Below are 19,196 nucleotides of genomic sequence, written 5' to 3'. Positions count from 1 at the left end.
GAATGTTCCGTCTAGGTGACTTTCGGAAACCGTCTAATAGTGTGTGCTCCAATTTGTACGTACATCTCCCGCACCACTTTTGAATGTTTCATCAATAATCAATTTAAACTTATATTATCAGTAAATAAATGAAATAAATATGACATTTTTTGCTGTTATTATACTATTTGTTGATGTAAAACGAAGATAGTTGATGAATTGTGGACATGATATGAAAGGATTATAGGAAAATGAAATATGGGTCATTAATTACTAAAATACTTAACTGTATACTTATCGTTCTCTCAATTTTTTGGACTTTCATCTTTATTCAACACTCTGAATCCTTGAGCTGGGAGGGATTTAAGCTAGTAACTCAGAGTAATTTGTTAGGAATTTTTTCAACGTGGACTGGTTTAGTGGCTTTTACACTTTTTGTACTCAAGTCCAGGCAAAAGAAACATTCACCTCTATTCCAATCGGTGACTAACAAGGGAATCTTTCAATATGTTTACTCCCATCATATTATATTTGGCGTTACGACTTTTGTTACCGCACTGGCTCATGGTATCTACTTCCTCCCATACTTCTATGACGATATTTGGAAATCAGCCACAGGTTGGATAGGTTTTGGATGTTTAGCTGCGTTGGTATTTGTAGGTGTTTGGATGGTAAGAAAAAGAAAAGGACGAAAAATTCTTAAAATGCATCGCTGGTTAGGGATTTTGTTTACGATCATTGTATTTTTGCATGCAGGAGGATGGCAAATAACCTTTTTACTTGTCACCACCATTGTATTTATTGTTTTAACAAGTATCAAAAAGGTAAAAGCCAATTTAATTGGGTAGATAAAGTAATGGTAAGGCTTGGATTGTACACACTATTAATAGAAGGTCATAGAACATTGGTGAAATTTTATGTTTATGTTAGATTAAAATCTTAATGTCAAAAACCACTTAGAGCATTACTCTGAGTGGTTTTTAAAAAGACTGGAAGGTCAATTAAATAACATAGCTGTATTTATTATCAACATTATGAACCAGTGATAATCGCCTAATCACTCACACTTAACTTCCCGTGTTCCAAAACGGCCGAATCTCAATGACACCATTTGCCCCAGCACAAGGGTGTTAGCTACGAGGTCCACTACTTCCTCCACATTCTCTGCTTCGATGACAGAAAACCCCGCAAGCGGAAGCCCATGATATTCGTCTGCCCTTTCCGTCACCTTGAGGTTTTTATCCCAATTCCGTACAGCTGTCACTTTAGGTTGTACCGCTGACATCAAGTTTCCCCGCTCTTGTATCACTTTATCTTGAGCAAGCACTTCCTTCTTCTCGCTATCACTTAACCCATTCCAACCCGCTTCATCAAGAAGGACCCCTCTTTTACGAATTTCGTTATAGAGCTCCCTGTATAAGTTTTTTCTTTTCATCATCGTTTTGGATAATGTTGTGTGTACATTTGTTCAAATTTTGAATAAAATTATTATATTTATCTATTTTACGAATGTAAGCGCTTGTAGTATGGTAATAGAAATTAAGTTCTACTTTTAATTAAAAGGAGAGGAAAAAATGAAAACGTTAACAAATGCTTCGACGAAGCTAGTTCAGCGCTATCTTCCAGATCCATTTTTATTTGTGATTATTTTAACTTTAGTGGTATTTATATTAGGTCTAGTATTAACACCAAGCAACCCTATAGATATGACTATTTATTGGGGAGATGGTTTTTGGAATTTGTTAGATTTTGCAATGCAAATGGTATTGATCCTAGTCACTGGATACGTTTTAGCGAGCAGCCCTTTTTTTAAAAATATCTTACAAAAACTTGCATCCATTGCTAAAAATCCTGGTCAGGCAATCATTACAGTTACTCTTGTAGCACTATTGGCTAGTTGGATTAGTTGGGGATTTGGATTAGTAATAGGGGCATTGTTTGCAAAAGAGCTAGCTAAGCAAGTACCTACTGTAGATTACCGGCTTTTAATAGCAAGTGCTTATAGTGGCTTTATCGTTTGGCATGGTGGATTAGCTGGATCAATTCCTTTAACAGTAGCAACTGAAGATCATTTTTCACAAGATATAATTGGGGTATTGCCTGTAAGTGAGACAATATTCTCAACCACTAATATATTTATAGTTTTGGCTTTGTTTATCACAGTTCCAATCCTAAATAGGGCTATGATCAATCAAAAAAGCGCAGTGAGTATTGACCCGAAACTACTGGACGATGACTCATCTAATCAGGAAGCAAAAATTCCAAAGTCTGAACAAACCCCAGCTCAAAAAATTGAAAATAGTGTTTTGTTGTCCATGATCACTGGTGTACTAGGGCTTATATATATCATCTACTTTTTTTCTGCAAATGGATTTACCCTGGACTTGAATATTGTGAACTTTATGTTCTTAACTCTTGGCATTGTGTTTCATGTTACGCCGAAGAATTTTATAGCCAGTGTATCGAGAGCAGTGAAAAATGCAGGAGGTATTGTAATACAATTCCCGTTTTATGCAGGAATAATGGGAATGATGGTAACATCTGGATTGGCAGAAGAATTTTCGCAATGGTTCATTTCTATTTCTACAGAAGCTACGTTCCCAATCTTTTCTTTTATTAGCGCTGGGCTTGTAAATTTCTTTGTTCCTTCTGGTGGTGGTCAGTGGTCTGTGCAGGCACCAATTATGCTTGAAGCCGGTAAACAACTTGGTGTAGATCCTGCAAAAACAGTGATGTCAGTGGCATGGGGAGATGCATGGACGAATATGGTCCAACCATTTTGGGCTCTTCCAGCATTGGCAATTGCCGGTTTAAATGCACGTGATATTATGGGATTTTGTTTATGGGTGCTTGTACTAAGTGGTATAGTAATAAGTCTAGGTCTCACACTTTTCTAATCATAAAAGTTTAATTCAAATTCATTGTATACTCCTCCTTGTATTGAACTAGTATAGGGAGGAGAATTTTTTTCAATTTTTTGTTTGAAACACTCGCTCAACAAATGATACCCATTCCATCGCCGCGTATGATTGATAACTTTGCTTTCGCCATATCATTGCAAGATTCCAGTGTACAGTTGGATCAGTAACAGATAGAACAGATACTTCTGTAAGGTCGAGTTTATCTATCACGGTTTCTGGGATAAAAGCTACTCCTAAATTAGCTGTAGCTAATTCGATAAGAAAATCCCATTGTGTACTTTCATGTTCAATTTTTGGTTCAAACCCTGCCTGTATTGCCCCTTCTCTCACCCGATCATACAATGAGAACCCTTTACGAAACATTAGAAAACTTTCTTGTTCTAACTCTTTCATTTTGACATTTTTTCGTGTAGCTAATGGATGATTAATTGATACTATGAGTAATAATTCTCTTTCTACAATTGGGATGACTTCAAACTGTTCATTATCTACAGGTAAAATAGCAACCCCTACATCTACTTTCCCTTCAAGCAAAGACTGTTCCATAATTTTAGCTCCTTCTTCAATAATCTGCATTTTTGCTTCTGGAAACTGTTTACGAAAGGAAGCAATTATATGAGGAAAAAAGCTCGAACCTATTACAGGAGGAAGTCCAAATTTAAAGCTGCCCTTCTTTCTTGATTTTATATCATCGGCAGCCTTTGTTAAGTCTTCAACATCTCTAAGCACTTTTTGGGCATGGGTACGTATCATTTCTCCTTCTACGGTTATTTCCAAATGACGAGTGGTACGATCAAATAATCGAATCTGCAGTTCTTCTTCCAATTGTTGTATAACTTTACTTAATGAAGGTTGGGAAACAAGTAACTTATCACTTGCTTTAGAAAAACTCTTTTCTTTATAAACCTCTAGGAAGTAGACTAATTGTTTGATTTCCATGAAACTCCCGCCTTTTATTCAATTTTAGAATAAATATATAATATTAATCTATTTTACGAATGTAAGCGTTTGATGTAAAGTGAAATTAATCAATTGTTGAGAAAAAAGGGAGTGTAAAAAGTGACTAAAATATCTACTTCATTTGAAAAGAGCATTAGTGCAATAGAAGATGGTGACACGGTTATTGTCGGGGGATTTGGACTTTGCGGAATTCCTGAAATGGCTATTTCAGCCCTAGCCAATCACGGGGCAAAAGATTTAACAGTAGTGAGTAATAATTGTGGTGTGGACGATTGGGGGCTTGGTTTACTATTGAAAAATAAACAAATTAAAAAAATGATCGCTTCTTATGTTGGAGAAAACAAAATTTTTGAAGAACAGTATCTAAATGGTGAGCTGGATGTAGAACTGGTACCTCAAGGAACACTAGCCGAAAGAATAAGAGCTGGCGGAGCCGGAATTCCAGGATTTTACACACCGGCGGGTGTAGGCACTCAAATTGCAGAAGGAAAAGAACATAAAAAATTCAACGAAAAAACCTATATTCTAGAAGAAGCTATTAGAGGAGATGTGGTACTCGTAAAGGCATGGAAAGGTGATTCTATTGGAAATCTTGTATACAGAAAAACTGCTCGTAATTTTAATCCTATTGTAGCTGCAGCTGGAGAAAAAACGATTGCTGAAGTAGAAGAATTATTGTCAATAGGAGATTTAGATCCTGATTTTATTCATACTCCAAGTCTATACGTCCAGGAAATTCTTCAAGGAAGTTCTTATGAAAAAAGAATCGAAAAGCGCACAGTAGCACAAGCCTAATTTTTTTGAAGGAGGACATGATCATGACTAACCCTCGCGAAACAATTATTAAAAGAGCCGTAAAAGAAATTAGTGATGGCATGGTAGTAAATCTTGGAATTGGAATGCCTACTCTCATTGCTAATTACATCCCTTCTAACTTAGACGTGTTTTTACATTCTGAAAATGGCTTATTGGGCATCGGTCCCTATCCGGTAGAATCCGACCTGGACGCAGATCTCATTAATGCAGGAAAAGAAACGGTTACAGTCAAAGGCGGGGGATCTTTTTTCGATAACGCAGAGTCGTTTGCAATGATTAGAGGCAGACACATTGATCTAGCCATACTCGGTGGTATGGAAGTATCTGAAAAAGGGGATCTCGCAAACTGGATGATACCTGGAAAAGTGGTGAAGGGCATGGGCGGTGCAATGGATATTGTTCAAGGTGCTCGTAAAGTCATCATCGTCATGGAACATGTAAATAAACATGGGGATTCAAAAATACGGAAGGATTGTGAGCTGCCCCTCACAGGAAAAGAAGTTGTCAGCCGACTTATTACAGATATGGCTGTATTTGATTTCACCGAAAACGGAATGATCTTAAAAGAAGTCTTGAATGGTTCAGATATACAATCGATTACAGAAAATACAGATGCCGATTTTATTATAGACGAACGATTAAAAGAAATGGATAATGCCAATTGAGAAGTGGCCAATGCATAGTCAAAATACGAATACTCCAGGTCAATGAAAACCCGCCACGTCCGGTGTGCCGCGGAACAGCACGAGTGAGCGCGTTTATACCATCAAACAAGGAATAGTTTAGGGGATTTGAAAAACACAAACAGCCCAACTTATATGGATGGGCTGTTCTGTGTCTAAACTACATCTTAAATTGAAGGTTGAGTCAATATATATTGCTCAATAATAGTATAGTAGAAAATTATATAGTAAAGAATAGTTCTTATTTATATATTTGTTCGGAATATATTACGACTAAAGGATTACTTTATTTAAGTATAGAAATTTCTATACCTTATCCATATTCAGCACGATTCAATCTTAATTATTACTTATCAAAATCGTTTTGTTTTTCTAAAAATGAACTTTGTATCAATTAAACAAATGGCACGAGCTACCTTCTCCCGTTCAAAAACTTCCTACTCATCGAAGCCCTCCCAATGCACTACTCCAGTTGATCACCTGATCAATCATGGCATGAACTGATTTTTCTTGGTAGGGGGCTGGCTTGAACTCACTGAAATTATTAAAATCATTAAAGAGCGAAAGTCTAACCTGATTACGTACGTCAGCAATCTGAATCTCAGCCATTATCATTCGAAGATTTTCAACCGCAGTCGTAGCACCAGCAGCCCCGTATCCGACAAAACCAGCTGCTTTATTGTTCCATTCCCTATACAGAAAATCAATTGCATTCATAAGGGCAGGTGACGTTGCGTGGTTATACTCAGGTGTTACGAAAATAAAGCCATCAAAAGCATCTATTTTTTTCGACCACTCCTTGGTATGGGTCTTTGTATACTCTCCTGATGCTGCTCCCTTTGGTTCATCAAGAAGTGGCAGGTGATAGTCTGCAATATCAACGATTTCAAAAGCAGCATCGTTGCGTTTACTCGCAATTTCATATATCCAATGGGCGACAGCCTCTCCGTTTCGGCCTGGACGTGTACTCCCTATTATAATAGCTATTTTACTCATTTTACATTCCTCCAATAAAATACATTTTGGAATAAAACGTGAAAGACCCTTGTGGCATAACGTCTTAACAACATTATTACGGTGCTCGGTATGGCTCTTAAGCTTTTTCGATCACTCGAGCAACTCGAAAAGAATCAACTTTTGCTGTCTTAGCCTCACATCGGATAATGATTTCAGAAATTTTTTCTTTGACTATATTAAAATCTGTTTCCCGAGATCTTCCTTCCCAGGCACTTTTTGACTGCCATTGCCCATAATTAACAACTCTGAACCCATCATCACTCGCATGAAAGCTTGCAGAAACAAATCCTGAAAAATGGGTAAAGTATCGATCAACTTGTTTTGTAATCTCATCAATCAAAGTTTGTTGGTATTTTGGTTCAACTTCAAACTCAACCATGACTGTAAAAAGTTCGTTCTCTTTGATTTCAGGCATATTATTCAACTCCTTTTTTGTACTTATGGTATCTCCTCAATCTTAGGATGTTGGTTTACTTTAGAATAATGTTTACCCGTTTTGCTAATTTGAAAATGGTACAACAATAATACTGCTGCCATTAAACCAGCTAAAGTGATATAGATATTGCTATAAACGAACGCTCCGGAATGGGTATTCATTGGATTTAAAGTAACACTCGCACCCACGTCAACGAACCTGCCGTAAACAGCTCCCGAAACAGAACCAGCCAAAAAATTCATCATCTGCAAGAAACCCATTCCAACACCGATCTGTCGCTCCGTTAATGTTCTTGATATAGAATTGGCCAATGCCACAAGCACAAATGCTTGCCCCAGATCTCCAAGTATTAAAATGACAGCGATATAAACAGGCGACATACCAGCAAAAGAGGACAATAAAATAAGACTTATCAGCAGCAAAGTGGTTGCTGTGTAAAATAGAATGGAATTTCCTCTGCGATCTGCCAATTGACCACCTTTCTTGCTCAGTAATGCAGATATAATAGCTCCTGGTACCATAACAACACCGATTCCCTCAGGGGATAAATGGTTAACACTGGATAACAACAATGGACTTAGAAATGGAATTGAAAAACCACTTGCACTAGTCAAAAAGGCAATCAACACCCCCAGTGAATAACGTTTATTTTTAAACAGACTAGGTTGAATAAAAGGTTCTGCGGTGCGTTGGATCCTTACAATGAATAAAAAAAGTAACATCAAGGAACCAATCACGAGAAGCCATCCCCCTTCTGTAACGGACAAGAGCAAAAGCGCTATGGTTCCCCCAAAAAGACCGCCCCCAATCCAGTCAATGTTTCCGCTATCTCTTTCTTCATCATCTAAATATTTCCGAAAGAGTGGCAATAAGAATAGGGTGAATAGGGGCAGACAGAACAACCACCGCCAATCAGCAACACTCATTATAAAAGCAGGAACAACCGGTCCTAGTACCCTGCCAAGGGCCAAGCTGGCAGCCACCAACCCTAAAGCCTGCCCACGCTTTTCCTGGGGAAAATAGCGAACAGGAATAATCATAGCTGAAGCTGGAATAACAGCGGCCCCAACCGCCTGTAAGATGCGACCAAGGAGGACCATCCAATAAGCTTGAGACATTAGACCAACCAGTGAACCCAGGGAAAAAAAAATCAGTCCGAATGTTAGTAAATTTTTGAGTTTGTAGCTATCGGCCAATTTCCCATAAATGACCGTTCCAATTCCATAAATCAACATATAGACTGATGAAACCCAACTAACTTGCGCATACGAAAGATTTAAATCCAATGCCATCTCAGGAAGCACGATATTAAACATCGTTGCACTCATAACGGATAGAACAAGCGTCAAAACGAGTATACACATCAATCTTCCGGCAGTTTGTCGCTTAATATCATGCGGCATTTCTCATCCCCTCCTTTTTGAGATAAATAAATGTCAGTCACTACTTACTGTCAATATACTTTTAAAAAATGACTAGGGGGTTAAACCCCTAGCAAATGTGGATACACTCTCTTCAATAATGCCTTCAATTGAAATCGTCTCCAGTATCGGATCTTTGTTCATTCTCCCTATAGCTGCCCCATAATTCATATAAAGAAAGGCAATAGCCTGTTTTTCAAGATCTGTTTCTATTACCTTGCCCTTTTTATACATTTCCTTAAAGTATTCGGTTAAGAACTCTTTTAACTGTTGAGGATGTTTGTGCGTCGTTTCCTGAAAACCGGGGAGATTATCACGCTCTCTTGAACTAATTTGGATCAATTTTCGATTTTGATACATAATACGATGGTAGTTATGACAAATCATAAGTAAATCTTTATGAAGATCCCATACCAGTTTCTTATCAAAAAGTTCTTTCATCTCGTCCCCATAATGGTAGCGATGAAAAGCCGACTCTAATAAATTTTGTTTACTCTTAAAATGTCTAAACAGCGTTTTTTCACTAAACCCAGCTTTTGTTGCAATTTCTTCAGTTGACACTCCATTGTAACCTCTTTCTGCCATAAGATCTATGGCAGCTGCCATAATCCTTTCAGAAGTATCCTGTTTTTTATTAACTTTCATTTGTATAACCTCATTTACAAAAAAATGTTAGTAAGTAGTGACTGACATAAATGTATAACAATGCCTTTTTATTGTCAAGGGGTAGCTGCAAATTTTAATATGCGATTATTTACCTCGAAAAGCGGTATTAATGGTAGAAATAGAGCTTTATCAGTCATTACATTTCTCTACTGAAATTATGCCTTTATATTTGAATTCTTCACCGGTAAAAGATCAAAAATTTCACCAGATTCGATTGAATTCACAAGAAAAAGCAGACCATTTTTCTCATCTACTCTTTGAACGTTTTTTATATATACATTTTTCCCATAGTGAACTTTATTGATTTCTTGTTTATATCAAAAACTCTAGGGATTAATTTTTCCAAGCGTTTGTGACATCATTCTAAAATTGTCTATAGATGTTTACTATTATATTGTTTTTAAAAAAATTAGCATTATATTCAAACGTTATAGGGATAGTACCAGCGGAAAATACAGAGTATCCATGGTACTTTTCATATGCAACTATTATGATTATCAGCGTGCTTATTAAAAACTACTATTTCTTCTACCATAATATCAAAGATAGACATCGTTCCTAAATCAAAAATAGAATGAGTTTGAGAAGCCTAAGCATCTTCGTAAAAAATAACTATTATTATTTATATTTTATCATCATACACATATACTTTATAAACATTATGTTCAAAATGTAATCATTATGTACAAAAAAACACCACAAATAAAAAATTTGTTAACCTTTTTGAAAGCGCTTCAATTTTCGAGGAGGTCAACATGATTAGCATATTAGGATTTTTAACCATCATTTCGATCGTTACCCTATTAATAACGAAAAAATTATCACCTATCGTAGCAATGGTCTTGATTCCCATCATAGCTGCCTTTCTGCTTGGTTCAGGTTTTGAAAATGTCACCACGTATTTCGAAGACGGCATCGATTCCGTGATGCCTGTCGTGATCATGTTTATTTTTGCCATTCTGTTCTTCGGGATAATGCAGGACGCTGGCTTATTTGAGCCTATCATAAATAAAATGATAGCCCTTACAAGGGGTAATGTGATCGCCGTGGCCATGGCAACGATAGCCATTGCGATTGTCGCGGGACTCGACGGATCGGGAGCATCCACTTTTTTAATCACGATTCCTGCCCTTCTTCCACTCTATAAGCGTTTAAATATGAGCCCCCTGCTATTAATGCTTTTGACCGTCTTAAGCATTGGTGTAATGAATTTACTTCCATGGGCAGGCCCTATTGGCCGTGCCGCTTCGGTATTAAACATGGATCCGGTGGAATTATGGAGGCCGTTGATCCCCCTGCAGCTCGTTGAAATCGTACTTCTGTTCATCGTGGGGGCTTTGTTTGGTTTTCGAGAGAAGAAGAGAATTGCCAAAAGAGAAACCGACGAGCAGGCCTTAATGGAGGTAGCTGCTACGGAGGAAGCTCCTTTTTCCGAGCAGGCCGAAGAATCAATGCAGGAGTCTTTGAAAAGACCGAAACTACTTTGGCTCAATCTTCTTTTAACGATTGCTTTGGTTGCTGTTTTAATGAGCGGCATCCTTCCTTCCGGGCTTGTGTTTATGATCGGCCTGGCGATTGCCCTGCCGTTAAATTATCGCTCGGTTGATGAACAGATGGCCAGGATTAAAGACCATGCGCCCAATGCCTTAATGATGGCCGGGATTATTCTGGCAGCCGGATCGTTCCTTGGCATTCTTGAGGGGACTGGCATGCTCGAGGCAATGGCAGACGATATCGTTCATGTGCTTCCGCAGCTGCTGGTTCCTTACCTTCATTTAATTATCGGCTTCTTCGGCGTTCCGTTCGATTTACTGCTCAGTACAGATGCCTACTATTTTGCTCTGGTGCCTATCATTGAACAGATCGTTTCAGGATTTGGAGTTGAACCCACGACGATTATTTATACCCTCGTCATCGGAAATATTATTGGAACCATGGTCAGCCCTTTTGCTCCGGCTTTATGGTTGGGACTGGGACTGGCACGAATTGAAATCGGCGAGCACTTAAAATACTCTTTCTTTTGGGTCTGGGGCTTCAGTATTTTATTATTAATCGTCGCATGGTTCATGGGTATCATCGGTGTATAAATGAGAAAAGCAAGTCGGCAATCGCACACAGCCGGCTTGCTTATTTTTTATAATATAAACGTTTGGGTCTCCCCGGCTCTCCGCCATAGTTAGAAGAAACTTCCAAATAACCGGTACCTGCTAAATATTCCAGGTACCTTCTGGCAGTCGGGCGGCTGACACCCGCGTACCGAGCAGCAGTAAAAGCCGATAAAGACTCGGTTTCGGCCGCAAAAACAGATTTAAGACGTTTTAACGTGTAGGAATCTATGCCTTTAGGCAATTCCTCTGCGCTGCTCTCACTTTCTTTATGAACCACGGCATCAATCGCCTGCTGATTCATGTGGCTGCGTTCGTGCAGAAACATTCGTTTTTGCCTTATCTGACGAAGGGATTGATCCAGCCTTTCAAAATCAATTGGTTTGATAATGTAATCAAAGATTCCAGCAAGAAGTGCCTCCCGGATAGTTTCTGTTTCCGTAGCTGCGGTAATCATGATTATTTCCGAGTCACGGGCCGGAGAATTCTTTAAAGACCAAAGCAGTTCAAGCCCTGCAACGTCCGGTATGTACACATCCAATAGAATTACTGCCGGGGAAGCACTGGCTTCACGCAAATAACGAAGCGTCTCTTCCCCGGTCTTGGTTTTTTTCACCGTTTGAAAGGTCTCCGATTGATCCACCCTGGCAGCAATAAGATCTGCAATACGAAAGTCATCCTCCACAATCAAAACATCAAAATGCTCCATTTACTTCCTCCTATGATTTTTTCGGCACACTTAAAATAACGCAAGTGCCTCCCAATTCACTTTCTTCAAAATAGATAGATCCATGTACACGGTCAAGTGCTTCTTTTACATTCATAAGACCATACCCGTGCCCTTTCTCCGACTTGGTCGTCCACCTTTGGCTGAACATGCTGTCTATTTGCTGTTCAGGGATTCCCGGTCCATTATCATCAACCTCAATAACCAAATGGTCTCCCACATCTGTAAAATGAATGTTGATCTCTTTTTCGATCTTTGTTGACGAAAGCAGGGCTTCAAAAGCATTATCGAGCACGTTCCCCATCGCCGTCAGCACTGCATGCTGGTTTGACGAAGAAAGAGGATCTGCAATGCTGCTGTCCGGATCGATCGTAAATTGAATATTCTTTTCATATGCCTGATTATACTTTCCGAGTAAAAGGCCGGCCACAGCAGAATCCGCCACATTGGAAACGAAAAACTGGATACGGTTCTGCTGGGTTCTCGTCTCCTGTTGAATATAGTCTTTAGCTTGTTTCGTTTTATTCATCTGGAGCAGGCCGGAGATAGTGAAAAGTTTATTGGAAAATTCGTGCGTCTGGGCACGTAAAGTGTCAGAGTAAGTTCTCATTTCCGACAATTCCATATTTAAACGGTCCACTTCATTTTTGGGATGAAAGGAAGCCACAACACCAGTTATCCTGTCATTGTACATAATCGGAATCATATGCAGAACCATGTCCGCAGAAGCAAGAGGCCGTTCCAACAAATGAAAAGATTCACCCTTACGAAGAGCCGTGCGTAACTTATCATTCGGGATAAGTTTTTGGATAAAGTGATCCGTGTCTTTTTCACGTAAGGCACTTTTTTCAGCGTTCTTGTTCATAAACGTTACATTACCATCCACATCAAAAGCAATGATGCTTTCGTGGGTTGCCTGTAAAACCCCCTCTTTCTGCACATACAGCTGGGCGATCTCCTCCGGCTCCAAATCAAACAAGCTCATTTTGATCCGTCGGGCTATCACATAGGCCCCAGCCATGCCAAGAAGAACGAGCAGAAGGAACGCTATCCATATGCCCGTGCTGTTATCAGCTATAATGCCATTCACGTTTTGTTTAAGAAAACCAACGCTGACTACGCCAATAATCCCTCCCTCATCATTATAAATGGGGGTTTTGCCACGTATGGAAGGGCCGAGAAAGCCTGTTTCCTCCGACACATAGCTTTCCCCTTCCTCAAGCGCCCGCTCATTATCGCCGCCGACCATCTTATCGCCGATTCTGTCAACTTCCGGATGAGAATAGCGGATTTCTTTCTCATTACCCACCACAATAAACTGGGCTCCCGTGCTTTCCCGAAGACGCTCTGCGAGCGGCTGAATTGTCGCTGAGGGGTCGTCATCCTCAAAAGCTTCTCGAATTTCGGACATTTCCGATACGCTTTTCGCTACATTCAAAGCGCTCTGCCCAATCTGATCTTCAAGCGAATCAGAAAAAATAATATACGCACATACGGCTAAAATGCTTGTCACAGCCAGAAGTAGTATTGCCACCCCTGCACCCAACCGGTGAAATAGTTTCCATTTTCCTGTCATATTCGCCATCCTACTTTATTTGTCAATTAATTTTTATTTTACTCCACTTTTAATTAAATTTGAAATGACAGAAAAGCACATTTTCCTTTTTCTGAGATGAAAGATTTGAATGTACGATATGCTCGTATGTTTTATGAAAAGTTGATAAGCTCATTGATTATTAACCAACTGGAAGGAGTTTTTACTGTTAAAAAATTGTTGGATTAGTTCTCTCTTTTACATTTATTATGGTCGCAGTTTAGTCACAGGTTTTCTCATATTAATCGCCTAATTGAACAATACACCTGGAAAAGTCTCGAGCATGCTTGATTACGCTGTAGTTATCTCGACTGCATACACACTCCTCTCCCACGTGGAAAACAAATTCAGGCATCCGGATGTTATTACAGGAATCCTCAGCATGTTGTCAATGGGAGCCGGAAACATCCTGCAAGTGGTTATGGTGACATGGGCGGTCAATGTATTGGAGCTATTGAATGAAGCTAGTAAAAACAAATTGGTTTTACAAAATTAAAAATTCTTACAGGAGGTTTTATATTATGGTAAACATGATGGGATTCGTTTCAGGTACAGTGGTAGGGGCTGTAGGTTATCGTTTATATGAACAAAATCAAGGGCAGCTCTCTCAGTTGATCCAAAATCCACCTGCACAAAATTTTAATCCTTTAGCGTATGGTTTCTCATTTAATTTCCTCCCTCAGTTCATTCATTATAAGTTTTTTTTTTCGTAAAAAGTCCTGTTCTTATTCCATTAAATTGGCCTTTTACACAAAGAATGAGCGCAATCCTTTACTGCAGAATTGCGCCCCTTTTATTGAAGAACCTCCCCAGATAGCTTTTCAAGATGCTCAATAAAAGAAAAACGAAAAATCATAATATCTGTTTTTTGCCGGATCTTTTCTATCTCAGTAGTGTTCTTAATAAGTTTCTAATTCTCAATCATTGTAAGAATATGATTAATAACTTTTTATAGGTTATGGAATAACAATATATATTAAAGAGTAATCACTTCTTTATACTTATGATTATACAAATAATGGTATAATTAAACCTGCTAACAATAAAATCAAGGCTCCTCCAAGTCTTGAAGCAATTTGTGCAAATGGCATGAGCTGCATACGTTTTGATGCTGATAATACCGCAACATCGCCTGTTCCACCCATGTTGGCCATACATAAGCCTGCACTAATCGCAGATTCAACGGGATAAAAGCCAACGAGTCTCCCTAATAGTGCTGCACCTAAGACAGCCCCAAATATTACACCTGCAACGAGTAATACGTATTGTAAACTTAGAGCAGCAAGTACATCATTTAAGTTTGTATACGCCACACCAATTCCAAATAATAAAGCTAGTGTCCATGTTTTTGCCACAAATTGATACCACTGGCTTGCCCCCTCTACTACATTTGCAGGAATAAGGTCTGCAATCTTAGCAATGGCTACTAGGATGATCATTAAAGCATACGGATGCAGTGGAATGATAGCACCTAATAAGTGACCGCATGCAAAGAATAGTAAAGCAGCTAGTAATCCAATTCCCATCTTCGAGATATCATACTCAGACTTTTGTTCTTCTAATTCAAACCCTGATATGAGCTGACCATTCCCTGTTAAGGAAGGAAATTTATTCCCCAGATTATTCAAAAGACTTGCAAAAACAATAGCAAAAACATTTCCAAGTGCTAGAGCAGGAACAAGAATAGAAATATAATAACTCGGTGGGTTCCCTAAAAATTCAGAATACACTTGCGCCATTGGAATGGCTCCTGCTCCCATTCCACCACCAAGGATTGGCAGGGCAATGACTAACATTGCATCTTGGACAGAAAAGCCAATAAGTAACCCTACGAGTGCAACGATCGCCATGGCTCCAAAAACAGCTCCAAAAATCGCAACAAAGTAACGACCACCAATTTTCACTAGTGCTTTTGAGTTCATTCCTAAAATACTACCTGTAATTAAAGCAGCAATATAGAAATTCAAGAAACCACCTGTTGTCATGAATTCCTCTACACCAGTCGATACGCTCTCTGGCAGCACACCACTATACACCATGTAAGCTGATCCAAAAATCGTGACAATTGCTCCTCCACCCAAAAATGATTTAACAATGGGTAGTCGGTCACCGATCCAACCCAGGGCTTCACCGAAAATAACCATGACGAGTAAGCTACCTATCATTCCAGTCGGTAGGTTTCCAGTATAAATGGTCACAATGGTTATGGATAAAAAGATTCCAAACCAAAGAATGGGAAGCCCCATAATTTTCACTTGCTTCTTTTGATTGAGGTCGTATAAGTTTGATTGTTCATGTAGAGACTCTTGTTTCTCAAGTTTTCTTGCTGTTCGTTCCATGTTCCTCACTTCCCTTCCAATAAATCAGTTAAAAGTTCTACCTCCAAGGGTAGGCATAAAATTTCTTCTTTATTTCTCTCTACTTTCAATCACTCTTTTTGAAATCGCTTTCAACATGACTGCTTTTCATTTTAATAAATTCAAACAATTTACGACAGATTATGAAAATTAACAAACATTTTGTAATTAAAAAAAGCAGCCATTGGCTGCTTAAAAAAAGTGTTGTAATGTTGATTTAGTCAACTCTTTGTTTACATATAAATATACCGGTCGGCCAACGGACCCATACGTCATTCGCTCCCCCAGAAGGCCGATTTCTTTTAGAAACTTTATATACTTTCGTACAGAAACACGTGAAATTTGTACTTTTTCAGCAATTTCCTCTGTAGAAAAAGGTTCCTCGCCTTTTTCAAGAATAGCATTAACAATGACTTGAAGTGTATTTCTTGTTAATCCTTTGGGTAATGACGTATGCTTTTTTTTGTTTTGATAAAGAATTTTTTGATCTAGCTCTTCTTGTTTAAACGAATTTTGTTTTTTAAGCCAATGATATTTTTCCTTATAAGTGGTTAATGCTTGGTTAAACCGTTCAAATTCAAACGGTTTAATAATATAATCAATTGCCCCGTATCTTAGTGCAGTTTGAATCGAATCGACATCATCTGCTGCTGTAACAAGGATGACATCAACCTTCCATTCATTTTTCTTTCTAATATGCTGCAACAATTCTAGACCGTCTTTTCCTGCCATGAAAATATCTAATAAGAGTAAATCAATGTCCTCTGTTTTAATTACTTCCAAAGCTCCATGAAACGAATTTGCCGTAGCTGCTAATTCAAATCCTTCCACTTCTTTTAAATACTGCTTATTAAGAACAGCTACCATTGGATCATCTTCTAAAATTAATACCTTAATCACTTCAATTCTCCTCTACCAATATGGAATTTCTACTGTTAAGGTCATACCGTCAATAAAAGTATCAATCGTTAAGTTTCCTTCAAGTTCATCAATGCTTGCTTTGACTAAATATAAACCATAGCCTCGTCCTTCACCTTTGGTTGAAAACCCTTTTTCAAATATTTCCTCGATATCATCGGTTGCTATTCCTCGACCTGTATCTTTTACTTCGATTTTTAAACGATGATCCTTAAGAGAGAGCATGACATCGACTTTTTTGAATGGACAATCCTCAACCGCTTCAATCGAATTATTAATTAAGTTTCCCAAAATGGTGATGATTTCATGAGTCACGTCCGCCAACGGACTTTTCGGAATGACATTTTCCGTTTTGATTGTTAAATTTACACCACTTTCTCTTGCATAACTTAATTTTCCTAACAAAAAACCCGATAACACCGCGTCTTGAATATCTGTTAATTGTCCAATTTCATGATTCTTATGATTGACCAATTGAAGGATAAATGTTTTTAATTGCTCATAGTCACCGTTTCGTACCATGCCTAGTATGACATGAAGGTTATTTTTCACCTCATGTGATTGGGAACGAAGAGCATCTACATATAGTTTTACTCCAGTTAACTGTTGGGCAAGTTCTTTTACTTCCGTCTTATCCCTGAGCGATGAAATGGCACCAATGACTTGATCATCTACAATCAATGGGACATTGTTAATTAATAAAGTGGTTTCATTAATGGAAATTTCCGCCCCAAGCTTCGATTCTCCTGTCTCCAAAACATGATCGAGATCGGCCATTGGTAAGTATGTTTCTACATCCATTCCAATCGATTCAGCTGGCAGGCCAGCTTTTTTTAATAATTTATGAGCTGATTTATTGACAAGCGAGATCCGTCCATCTCGATCGACCGCGATGACCCCTTCATGGACGGATTGAAGCATCGCATTTCTTTCTCCTAGTATTTTTGCAATCTCAGGAGGCTCTAGTCCATATAACGTTTTCTTTATGTAATGAACGATCAATATCGCACCGATCAATCCTACGAGTAGTCCCAGAAGAGAACCAACAATAATATTTTTATGGTTTTGATTAATGATTTGTTCCACGTGTTCTAGAGAAATTCCAACGGCTACTGCTCCGATTTGTTTATTCCTTTCATTCATAACAGGTGTAAACGAACGCAGCGAAGTGGTCAGCGTGCCTTCTGAAATGGAGCTATACTCTTTTTGTTCGAATACACGATCTTCATCTCCACCTTGAAATGGTTGGCCAATTAACTCAGGATTCGAATGAGAATAGCGAATCCCTTCCATATCCAACACAACAACAAAAAGCAAGCCGGTATTTTCACGAACACCATTTGCATACTGCTGAATGTCTTTTGCCTTACCTTCTTCTAGTCCATTTTGAACAACCTCTGATTCTGCGACAAGCCTTGCAACCATAAGAGTCTTTTCTTCTTCGTTCCGTATACTATTATCGTTAATGGATTTACTCACTAAGAGGTCTGTGAATAACAAGGAAAGAAGCACCACAATGCAAACGAGACAAAGGATAATCGTGCGCATTTTAAACTTTCTTATTAACAATGGCCCCCTCCCTCCTCACCTTTTTTTATAAATTCTGTTTTCAACGATTAGTCCGACCCTGTCACAAACATTCGTTCCTATTAAATCAAATAATACGTCCTTTACCAAACTGATAATAGCTTGAAGGTTTAGCTATGCAAAAGGAATTCATTTTAAAAAATCTAAAAAACTAAATTCTTCCTTCTTGACAAGAAGTATCTATAGGTAAGGATGGCAGTAGAAATATAAAAAGTAAAAGAAAAAGGGAAACTTGTTCAATAGCGTATTCGAAATATTTATTATACATCCAGCTGTCCTCATTATATAACCACATGCTCAATAAGTGGAATAGAGGCTCGTCCGACACCATATCCTACAATCTCAGGGATAAAATGAATGACGGCCTTTATTAGACCATCGATCGGATTTTTATTAGGAATTCTTGCATAATCACTTAATCAGTAGATTTTATTATGACTTTTATGTTTTATAGTAAAGATTTTTGATACAGTATGTAGTGAAAATAGGTGTGGAATATCAAAAAGGAAAAAAACAATTGAGAAATGTTATATATATATGGTATTTTCTTAATTTTTGCATGGGTATTTCAATTTTTTAATCGTAGTGACCATTACAGTCAGGAAGACGTTACATCAGGTATGTTATTTATTATTATTATTGTATTAGCTTATTTTTTCCTATGTGTTTATTTATACCATAAAAGTGAATTAGGACGAAAAATAGTACTTTGTAGTTTGCTATTATTATCAGTTCTAGTGATACTTATTATAATTTTTTACTCTCCTTTAAAAAGTATGTTTCCGATGATATTTAGTTAATAATTAAATTTTTATTAAAACCAATATTACCTCGTATAAAAGGGGCTGTAGCAAAAGCCCCTTTTTATAGAAAAAGTAGTATCCTAAATAGAAGATAGCAGGGGACAAGTCCGAAGACTCCAGTGGGAAGAGCAGCGAGGCTGCTGAAAAACCTGCATTTTATCTCCAACAAAAACGGAAGTTCAAAAAAGGACCCTTTTATTCCTCTA

General features: G+C 38.2%; 18 protein-coding genes. 7 read left to right on the top strand and 11 right to left on the bottom strand.

Annotated features, from left to right (window positions below):
* The first annotated feature begins 230 nt into the window (after positions 1 to 230).
* Complete coding sequence (locus ACE4RR_RS19610) at positions 231 to 827, top strand: hypothetical protein (protein ID WP_375537131.1); 597 nt, start codon at positions 231 to 233, stop codon at positions 825 to 827.
* A 209-nt stretch (positions 828 to 1,036) separates the two neighbouring features.
* On the opposite strand, the gene ACE4RR_RS19605 is transcribed toward ACE4RR_RS19610, so the two are convergent.
* Complete coding sequence (locus ACE4RR_RS19605) at positions 1,037 to 1,264, bottom strand: hypothetical protein (RefSeq protein ID WP_375537130.1); 228 nt, start codon at positions 1,262 to 1,264, stop codon at positions 1,037 to 1,039.
* A gap of 289 nt (positions 1,265 to 1,553) precedes the next feature.
* Here ACE4RR_RS19605 and ACE4RR_RS19600 point away from each other — a divergent pair, with 289 nt between their 5' ends.
* The gene (locus ACE4RR_RS19600; RefSeq protein ID WP_375537129.1) at positions 1,554 to 2,876 is read left to right on the top strand and encodes a short-chain fatty acid transporter; all 1,323 of its coding nucleotides are present in this window, start codon (positions 1,554 to 1,556) and stop codon (positions 2,874 to 2,876) included.
* A 72-nt stretch (positions 2,877 to 2,948) separates the two neighbouring features.
* On the opposite strand, the gene ACE4RR_RS19595 is transcribed toward ACE4RR_RS19600, so the two are convergent.
* Positions 2,949 to 3,839 carry a LysR family transcriptional regulator gene (locus tag ACE4RR_RS19595; protein WP_375537128.1) on the bottom strand — a complete coding sequence of 297 codons (891 nt, stop codon included), beginning with the start codon at positions 3,837 to 3,839 and terminating at the stop codon, positions 2,949 to 2,951.
* A gap of 120 nt (positions 3,840 to 3,959) precedes the next feature.
* Here ACE4RR_RS19595 and ACE4RR_RS19590 point away from each other — a divergent pair, with 120 nt between their 5' ends.
* A complete protein-coding gene (locus ACE4RR_RS19590; protein ID WP_375537127.1) occupies positions 3,960 to 4,655 on the top strand; it encodes a CoA transferase subunit A in 696 nt (231 codons plus the stop codon).
* Between the two features lie 23 nt (positions 4,656 to 4,678).
* On the top strand, positions 4,679 to 5,341 hold the full coding sequence (locus ACE4RR_RS19585; protein WP_375537126.1) for a 3-oxoacid CoA-transferase subunit B: 663 nt from the start codon (positions 4,679 to 4,681) through the stop codon (positions 5,339 to 5,341).
* Between the two features lie 459 nt (positions 5,342 to 5,800).
* Here ACE4RR_RS19585 and ACE4RR_RS19580 read toward each other — a convergent pair whose 3' ends face one another.
* The 4 genes from ACE4RR_RS19580 to ACE4RR_RS19565 form a co-directional block, all read right to left on the bottom strand.
* The gene (locus ACE4RR_RS19580; RefSeq protein WP_375537125.1) at positions 5,801 to 6,355 is read right to left on the bottom strand and encodes an NADPH-dependent FMN reductase; all 555 of its coding nucleotides are present in this window, start codon (positions 6,353 to 6,355) and stop codon (positions 5,801 to 5,803) included.
* Positions 6,356 to 6,452: 97 nt separating this feature from the next.
* On the bottom strand, positions 6,453 to 6,791 hold the full coding sequence (locus ACE4RR_RS19575) for an antibiotic biosynthesis monooxygenase (RefSeq protein ID WP_375537124.1): 339 nt from the start codon (positions 6,789 to 6,791) through the stop codon (positions 6,453 to 6,455).
* 23 nt (positions 6,792 to 6,814) lie between these two features.
* On the bottom strand, positions 6,815 to 8,215 hold the full coding sequence (locus ACE4RR_RS19570; RefSeq protein WP_375537123.1) for an MFS transporter: 1,401 nt from the start codon (positions 8,213 to 8,215) through the stop codon (positions 6,815 to 6,817).
* Positions 8,216 to 8,287: 72 nt separating this feature from the next.
* Positions 8,288 to 8,878, bottom strand: coding sequence for a TetR/AcrR family transcriptional regulator (locus ACE4RR_RS19565; protein WP_375537122.1), 591 nt, complete (start codon positions 8,876 to 8,878; stop codon positions 8,288 to 8,290).
* Between the two features lie 758 nt (positions 8,879 to 9,636).
* Between ACE4RR_RS19565 and ACE4RR_RS19560 the strand changes: the two genes are divergently transcribed.
* A complete protein-coding gene (locus ACE4RR_RS19560; RefSeq protein ID WP_375537145.1) occupies positions 9,637 to 10,986 on the top strand; it encodes a CitMHS family transporter in 1,350 nt (449 codons plus the stop codon).
* Positions 10,987 to 11,026: 40 nt separating this feature from the next.
* Here the strand turns inward: ACE4RR_RS19560 and ACE4RR_RS19555 are convergent, their stop codons facing one another.
* Both ACE4RR_RS19555 and ACE4RR_RS19550 read right to left on the bottom strand, forming a co-directional pair.
* Positions 11,027 to 11,713, bottom strand: a complete 687-nt coding sequence (locus ACE4RR_RS19555; protein WP_375537121.1) for a response regulator — start codon at positions 11,711 to 11,713, stop codon at positions 11,027 to 11,029.
* A 10-nt stretch (positions 11,714 to 11,723) separates the two neighbouring features.
* Entirely contained in the window at positions 11,724 to 13,307 is a 1,584-nt protein-coding gene (locus tag ACE4RR_RS19550) for an ATP-binding protein (protein WP_375537120.1), read from the bottom strand.
* A gap of 301 nt (positions 13,308 to 13,608) precedes the next feature.
* Here ACE4RR_RS19550 and ACE4RR_RS19545 point away from each other — a divergent pair, with 301 nt between their 5' ends.
* Together ACE4RR_RS19545 and ACE4RR_RS19540 are read left to right on the top strand one after the other, a co-directional pair.
* A complete protein-coding gene (locus ACE4RR_RS19545) occupies positions 13,609 to 13,821 on the top strand; it encodes a hypothetical protein (protein ID WP_375537119.1) in 213 nt (70 codons plus the stop codon).
* 25 nt (positions 13,822 to 13,846) lie between these two features.
* Positions 13,847 to 14,038: a hypothetical protein gene (locus ACE4RR_RS19540; RefSeq protein WP_375537118.1), complete on the top strand. Its 192-nt coding sequence runs from the start codon at positions 13,847 to 13,849 to the stop codon at positions 14,036 to 14,038.
* Positions 14,039 to 14,332: 294 nt separating this feature from the next.
* On the opposite strand, the gene ACE4RR_RS19535 is transcribed toward ACE4RR_RS19540, so the two are convergent.
* From ACE4RR_RS19535 to dcuS, 3 genes are all read right to left on the bottom strand, one after another.
* Entirely contained in the window at positions 14,333 to 15,664 is a 1,332-nt protein-coding gene (locus ACE4RR_RS19535) for a 2-hydroxycarboxylate transporter family protein (protein WP_375537117.1), read from the bottom strand.
* Between the two features lie 210 nt (positions 15,665 to 15,874).
* Positions 15,875 to 16,582, bottom strand: coding sequence for a response regulator (locus ACE4RR_RS19530; RefSeq protein ID WP_375537116.1), 708 nt, complete (start codon positions 16,580 to 16,582; stop codon positions 15,875 to 15,877).
* A gap of 12 nt (positions 16,583 to 16,594) precedes the next feature.
* Positions 16,595 to 18,169 carry a DcuS/MalK family sensor histidine kinase gene (dcuS, locus tag ACE4RR_RS19525; protein ID WP_375537115.1) on the bottom strand — a complete coding sequence of 525 codons (1,575 nt, stop codon included), beginning with the start codon at positions 18,167 to 18,169 and terminating at the stop codon, positions 16,595 to 16,597.
* Positions 18,170 to 19,196: the final 1,027 nt, after the last annotated feature.

Source organism: Alteribacillus sp. HJP-4 (genome assembly GCF_042139015.1).
In the GTDB taxonomy this organism is placed as follows: domain Bacteria; phylum Bacillota; class Bacilli; order Bacillales; family Marinococcaceae; genus JBHIKY01.
This window is presented reverse-complemented; position numbering and strand designations above follow the sequence as displayed.

Bases quoted from the DNA above. Each gene is read 5' to 3' on its own strand.
- ACE4RR_RS19610 (WP_375537131.1), top strand. From the start codon at position 231: ATGAAATATGGGTCATTAATTACTAAAATACTTAACTGTATACTTATC.
- ACE4RR_RS19605 (WP_375537130.1), bottom strand. From the start codon at position 1,264: ATGTCAGCGGTACAACCTAAAGTGACAGCTGTACGGAATTGGGATAAA.
- ACE4RR_RS19600 (WP_375537129.1), top strand. From the start codon at position 1,554: ATGAAAACGTTAACAAATGCTTCGACGAAGCTAGTTCAGCGCTATCTT.
- ACE4RR_RS19595 (WP_375537128.1), bottom strand. From the start codon at position 3,839: ATGGAAATCAAACAATTAGTCTACTTCCTAGAGGTTTATAAAGAAAAG.
- ACE4RR_RS19585 (WP_375537126.1), top strand. From the start codon at position 4,679: ATGACTAACCCTCGCGAAACAATTATTAAAAGAGCCGTAAAAGAAATT.
- ACE4RR_RS19580 (WP_375537125.1), bottom strand. From the start codon at position 6,355: ATGAGTAAAATAGCTATTATAATAGGGAGTACACGTCCAGGCCGAAAC.
- ACE4RR_RS19575 (WP_375537124.1), bottom strand. From the start codon at position 6,791: ATGCCTGAAATCAAAGAGAACGAACTTTTTACAGTCATGGTTGAGTTT.
- ACE4RR_RS19570 (WP_375537123.1), bottom strand. From the start codon at position 8,215: ATGCCGCATGATATTAAGCGACAAACTGCCGGAAGATTGATGTGTATA.
- ACE4RR_RS19565 (WP_375537122.1), bottom strand. From the start codon at position 8,878: ATGAAAGTTAATAAAAAACAGGATACTTCTGAAAGGATTATGGCAGCT.
- ACE4RR_RS19555 (WP_375537121.1), bottom strand. From the start codon at position 11,713: ATGGAGCATTTTGATGTTTTGATTGTGGAGGATGACTTTCGTATTGCA.
- ACE4RR_RS19550 (WP_375537120.1), bottom strand. From the start codon at position 13,307: ATGACAGGAAAATGGAAACTATTTCACCGGTTGGGTGCAGGGGTGGCA.
- ACE4RR_RS19545 (WP_375537119.1), top strand. From the start codon at position 13,609: ATGCTTGATTACGCTGTAGTTATCTCGACTGCATACACACTCCTCTCC.
- ACE4RR_RS19540 (WP_375537118.1), top strand. From the start codon at position 13,847: ATGGTAAACATGATGGGATTCGTTTCAGGTACAGTGGTAGGGGCTGTA.
- ACE4RR_RS19535 (WP_375537117.1), bottom strand. From the start codon at position 15,664: ATGGAACGAACAGCAAGAAAACTTGAGAAACAAGAGTCTCTACATGAA.